Source organism: Pseudomonadota bacterium, assembly GCA_026388215.1.
In the GTDB taxonomy this organism is placed as follows: Bacteria; Desulfobacterota; Syntrophorhabdia; order Syntrophorhabdales; family Syntrophorhabdaceae; genus JAPLKF01.
In genome coordinates this window covers 1-4,701 of sequence record JAPLKF010000013.1, presented here as the reverse complement: position 1 = coordinate 4,701, position 4,701 = coordinate 1, and the positions used below count along the sequence as shown (strand labels likewise).

Genomic DNA, 4,701 nt, shown 5'->3' with positions numbered 1-4,701 from the left:
ATTGAAGCTTATCCTCCACCCATTGGCGGAAATATGCTTACCACATCCCCATCCTGGAGGATATAGCCTTCTTTCGCGTGGTTGCCCTTTATAAGAATGATTTTTGGTGTATCCTCCGGAAGGTTAAGTTCTTTTATTACTTCACCGACAGTTGTTTCCTTTTTAAGGGTCTTTTTGAAGGCAAAACCGCTTGTACCCTCTGGAAGATAATCTCTGAATGTGGCAAAAAGTCTAATTTCTATTTCCATCTTTTATAGCCATTAGCTATCAGCCTTCAGCTTTACCTCTTTGTATTCCTTTCCATCAAATACGAAGCACCTGTCGAGTTCAATATCCTCAATATATGGAGTTACATCCTCGATACGGTCTTTTAACTTTATACATGATCCACAGTCTGAACTCAAGTTCCTTGGTACAGGCACGAGTTCAAAGTTAAAGCCATGTCTTTTTAAAGCCTTTTCAGCCTTCAGCACATCATGGATGGTGTGGAAGAGTAGGAAATATGTCCTATTTTCTTGCAATTTCCCTCAAGACCTCCAGAAATTTCACTACTTCTTCTTCGCCGGTAAAATATCCTGGTGCAACCCGTACAGTTCCTTCTGGAAATGTCCCGATGGTCTTGTGTGCAAGGGGTGAGCAATGGAGACCCACCCTCACATATATCCCTTTTTTGTTGAGCTCATACCCTACCTCTGATGGCAATTTACCCTTCATGTTGAACGAAATCACAGGTACATTCTCTTTCCCGTCAGGGTTGCCATATACAGTAATGCCATTGATAACCGATAATCCTTTAATTATCACCTCCCTCAATGCCATTTTTTTCTTTATGATATGCTCCAGGCCGGTTTTTTCAATAAAGGTGAGACCGCCAAGGAGCGAGGCAATACCAGGGGTATTGGGTGTCCCGGACTCATATTTATCGGGTAGGAAATCCGGCTGTTCCGTGAACTCCGATTTGCTTCCTGTTCCTCCGAACTTAAGCGGTTTGAGTTTTATCCCGTCCCTTATGTATATGGCACCAAGGCCCTGAATGCTATAGAGTGATTTGTGACAGGAGAAACAAAGGATATCTATATTATCTCTTTCAATATCAATGGGATATGCACCGATGGTCTGACATGCATCCACAATAAGGATAATATCGCGGACAGTATCTTTAATTTCCTCTACAGGTTGGACGTTTCCAATTACATTTGATCCATGATTGATAATAACTGCCTTTGTATTCTTCTTTATCAATCTCTTGATTTCTTTTATGTCCAGCCTTCCCTGTTTGGAGCATCGGGCAATCGAAACCTCAACGCCTTTCTCCTTTTCAAGGAATGTGAGCGGCCTCATTACGGAGTTATGCTCCATGGAGGTAGTTATCACGTGGTCTTTTTCTTTAAAGAGCCCCAGTATGGCAAGGTTGAGTGATTCGGTACCGTTCTGGGTAAAGAGTAGCCTCTTTGAATCTTTACCGTTTATGAATGTGGTCAACCTTTCCCTTGTTTCAAAAATAATTCGTGCAGCTTCCGTTGAGAGGGTATGGCCGCTTCTTCCCGGGTTCCCTCCGATGTTCAGGATAAAATTATTTGCATATTCAACCGTTTCTTTCGGTTTCGGGAATGATGTAGCTGCATTATCCAGATAAATCATTGTATTTCCAAAGAATTCATGAGCCAGAATCTGAAATAAAATCTTTTTGAACTGCTGCCTGCTATCCCCTGACTACTGCTTACTGTTTTTATGTCACGGTTTGACAACATTCGTTGCCCCAATAAAAGAAGATACGATTTCATTCATATTGCTTATTCTGCCCGCCTTTAACCTATCCTTGAGATTGAAGTAATCGAGACATGTCCCGCACGAGAGTATTTCCACACCGAGGCTCTCAATCTCTTTTAATATATCGAGATATTCCGACCCTTCTGCAGCAAGTTTTACCCCGGTATATATGAATATAATTCTCCATGGCCTTGTTTCCAAGTCTTTTAAGGTGTAGAGAAAGGACCTCATAAGTATCCTGCCCAGTTCATCGTTGCCCTTTCCAATTGTTTCTCCATCAATAAAAACAAGAACCTTCTTTCTTTTCATCCTTTTAGCCCTTTCTCGAGTATTTTTCTTTATTTTAAGGAATGTCCATCTGCAAAGCAAATGAATAATATGAATAATTTTTATAATATTTATAGAATTAGCTGATAATTAAAACCCCTCAAGGTGAGAAAGGAACAGGATTGATGATATAATAGGTATACTGACTACCTCACCCCATGGAGGTGTAGCAGAGGCATTTATAATTTATGGCATGTTTGAGGAATTATTTGAAAACTGCATGCAGACCAAAGGATGGTATAAGAAGGAGAAATGATAAATCTGGAGGGTTATGTTTCCCTTGCAATTCATTCTGCAAAGGATTATCCTCAATGAAAAAGGAGCTTGTATATGAAAAAGGTGTTTTTGCTTGTAATATCCCTTGTGGTTCTTGCCCTTGTTGTGAACGTGTATTCTGCAGGAAAGGACTTTGAGAATATAGATACGAACAGGGATGGGAAGATAGACCTGAAGGAGTTCACAGATGCTGCATCTCAAAAATTCAAGCAATACGATAAGAATAATGACGGTTACCTTGACAGGGAAGAATTTAAAGTAATGAAGGATGTGAATGCTGACAGGGAGTTTGAATATATGGATACGAACAAGGATGGGAAGGTAGACCTGAAAGAATTCACCGATGCGGGGACTGAAAGATTTAAGCTATTTGATAAGAACCAGGATGGATATCTGAACAATAAGGAATTCTATTCCAAACGGGCGTACCCAATCCTTAAATTTTATTTTTAGCAGCACGACTTCTGAATAAATATTGCAGGGGGGTATCATGAAAATAGGATTCTTACGACAATTCCATTAGAACAGTCATAGGATAGGAATAAAAAAGGGGGTTACTCACCCCCTTCTTTTTTGTCTATTTGGCCTTATCTGCCGAGTTTTCCTTTGAATTTCTCGATGAGCTTTGGGACTACCTGATTTAAATCCCCGACGATTCCGTAAGTTGCAGCCTTGAATATCGGCGCATCAGGGTCTTTGTTTATCGCAACGATACAATCAGAAGTCCTCATACCGGCTAAGTGCTGGATGGCGCCTGAAATACCACAGGCTATGTAGATTTTGGGTTTTACAGTCTTACCTGTCTGGCCTACCTGATGTTCATAGGCAACCCAGCCTGAATCGACTGCTGCACGGGATGCACCAAGTGCAGCGCCCAGTACATCTGCCAATTCCTGGATGATTTTAAACCCTTCCGGCTTACCAACGCCCCTTCCACCTGAAACAATGATGTCTGCCTCAACGAGGCTCACAGCAACTTCGGATTTCATGAACTCAAGAACCTGAGTGTGTAAATCAGCGTCTGCCACAGAGAATGCCTCTTTTACCACCTCGCCTGATTTTGAGGTATCCTTCTCCGACATTGCGAATGCCTTTGGTCTCACCGTGACAATCTGTGGTTTTGCCTTTTCGTTTACCACGGTTACAGAAAAGTTTCCACCAAATGCAGCCCTTGTCATTTTCATTTTACCGCCATCGATTGCAAGGCCAATAGTATCTGTACAGAGCCCCAACTGAAGAAGGGCAGCACTTGCTGCAGCTACGTCAGTCCCCTGGGTTGTTGCCCTGAAGAGTGCAATTTCAGGTTTATATTTGTCAAGCAGGAAGGTTGCGGCCTTTGAGTATGCATCAGCCCTGAAACCCTTGTAGACTGCTCCTTCCACGGCGTATACCTTTGAAGCGCCGTAGTAGAATGCCTCTTTCGCAAGGTCGTCAACCTTTTCCCCGATAACAAAGGCGCAAACGCCAGAACCAATACCATCGGCGAGTGTCTTTCCAATACCTAATAATTCATAGGACATAGGAGAAATATCTCCATCTTTATGCTCTATATATACCCATACGTCGTTCGCCATTGTTCTCCCTCCTCCAGTTATTTTATAACTTTCATATCTATCAGTTTATCGACCACTGTAGCTGCAACCTCTTCCAGTTCACCTTTCAAAATCTCACCTGCCCCTCTTGAAGGCGGCACAGCGATCTCCACAACCTTTGTAGAAGAACCAGCGGTCCCTACCTTTCCTTTGTCAACCCCAAGTTCATCTGCATTCCATTGAGGGATTTCTATCTTTGCAGCCTTTCTGATGCCCATAAGGTTTGGAAGCCTTGGCTCATTTATCCCCTTTATCACCGATACAATGGCTGGCAGCTTTGCTTCCACAACTTCAACACCGCCTTCTATTGCCCTTTCCACCACTATCTTCTTGTTTGCCGCATCGATTGAACGGACTTTTGAAACATACGTGAGCTGGCTGAAACCGAGCAGGGATGAGAGTTCTGCGCCCACAACCCCGGTATTCCCATCTGTTGACTGTTTTCCGCAGAATACGACATCCACGTTGCCAATCTTCTTAATCGCAGAAGCCAGCACATACGAAGTTGCAAAGGTATCTGAACCTGCAAATGAATCGTCAGTGAGGCGGTGCACCTCGTTTGCGGTGAGTGCAAGAGCATTTCTCAGAACATCGGTAGCCTTTTCCGGACCCATCGTAATCGCCACTATCTCACCGTCATATTTTTCTCTTGTGAGCAGAGCTTCCTCAAGGGCGAACTCGTCGAACGGATTTGTGATGGGGTCCATTCCTCCTCTGTTGAGTGTCCCCTTCGGAA

General features: G+C 43.1%; 7 protein-coding genes. 1 reads left to right on the top strand and 6 read right to left on the bottom strand.

The features are described 5' to 3' along the window. Positions 1 to 8 precede the first annotated feature (8 nt). The 4 genes from NTU69_01195 to yedF all read right to left on the bottom strand — a co-directional run bounded on the left by NTU69_01195 (position 9) and on the right by yedF (position 2,139). Positions 9 to 248 carry a MoaD/ThiS family protein gene (locus NTU69_01195; protein ID MCX5802144.1) on the bottom strand — a complete coding sequence of 80 codons (240 nt, stop codon included), beginning with the start codon at positions 246 to 248 and terminating at the stop codon, positions 9 to 11. A 12-nt stretch (positions 249 to 260) separates the two neighbouring features. Next, positions 261 to 521 carry a DUF3343 domain-containing protein gene (locus NTU69_01190; GenBank protein ID MCX5802143.1) on the bottom strand — a complete coding sequence of 87 codons (261 nt, stop codon included), beginning with the start codon at positions 519 to 521 and terminating at the stop codon, positions 261 to 263. Continuing rightward, complete coding sequence (locus NTU69_01185; protein ID MCX5802142.1) at positions 508 to 1,641, bottom strand: aminotransferase class V-fold PLP-dependent enzyme; 1,134 nt, start codon at positions 1,639 to 1,641, stop codon at positions 508 to 510. Before NTU69_01185 ends, NTU69_01190 begins: the two co-directional genes overlap by 14 nt. 93 nt (positions 1,642 to 1,734) lie before the next feature. Continuing rightward, on the bottom strand, positions 1,735 to 2,139 hold the full coding sequence (yedF, locus tag NTU69_01180) for a sulfurtransferase-like selenium metabolism protein YedF (GenBank protein MCX5802141.1): 405 nt from the start codon (positions 2,137 to 2,139) through the stop codon (positions 1,735 to 1,737). Positions 2,140 to 2,427: 288 nt separating this feature from the next. On the opposite strand from yedF, the gene NTU69_01175 reads away from it, so the two are divergent. Continuing rightward, entirely contained in the window at positions 2,428 to 2,826 is a 399-nt protein-coding gene (locus NTU69_01175; protein ID MCX5802140.1) for an EF-hand domain-containing protein, read from the top strand. Positions 2,827 to 2,960: 134 nt separating this feature from the next. Here the strand turns inward: NTU69_01175 and NTU69_01170 are convergent, their stop codons facing one another. After that, positions 2,961 to 3,947, bottom strand: coding sequence for an electron transfer flavoprotein subunit alpha/FixB family protein (locus NTU69_01170; GenBank protein MCX5802139.1), 987 nt, complete (start codon positions 3,945 to 3,947; stop codon positions 2,961 to 2,963). A gap of 17 nt (positions 3,948 to 3,964) precedes the next feature. Next, positions 3,965 to 4,701: electron transfer flavoprotein subunit beta/FixA family protein (locus NTU69_01165; protein ID MCX5802138.1), on the bottom strand; the 737-nt coding region annotated here is incomplete at its 5' end.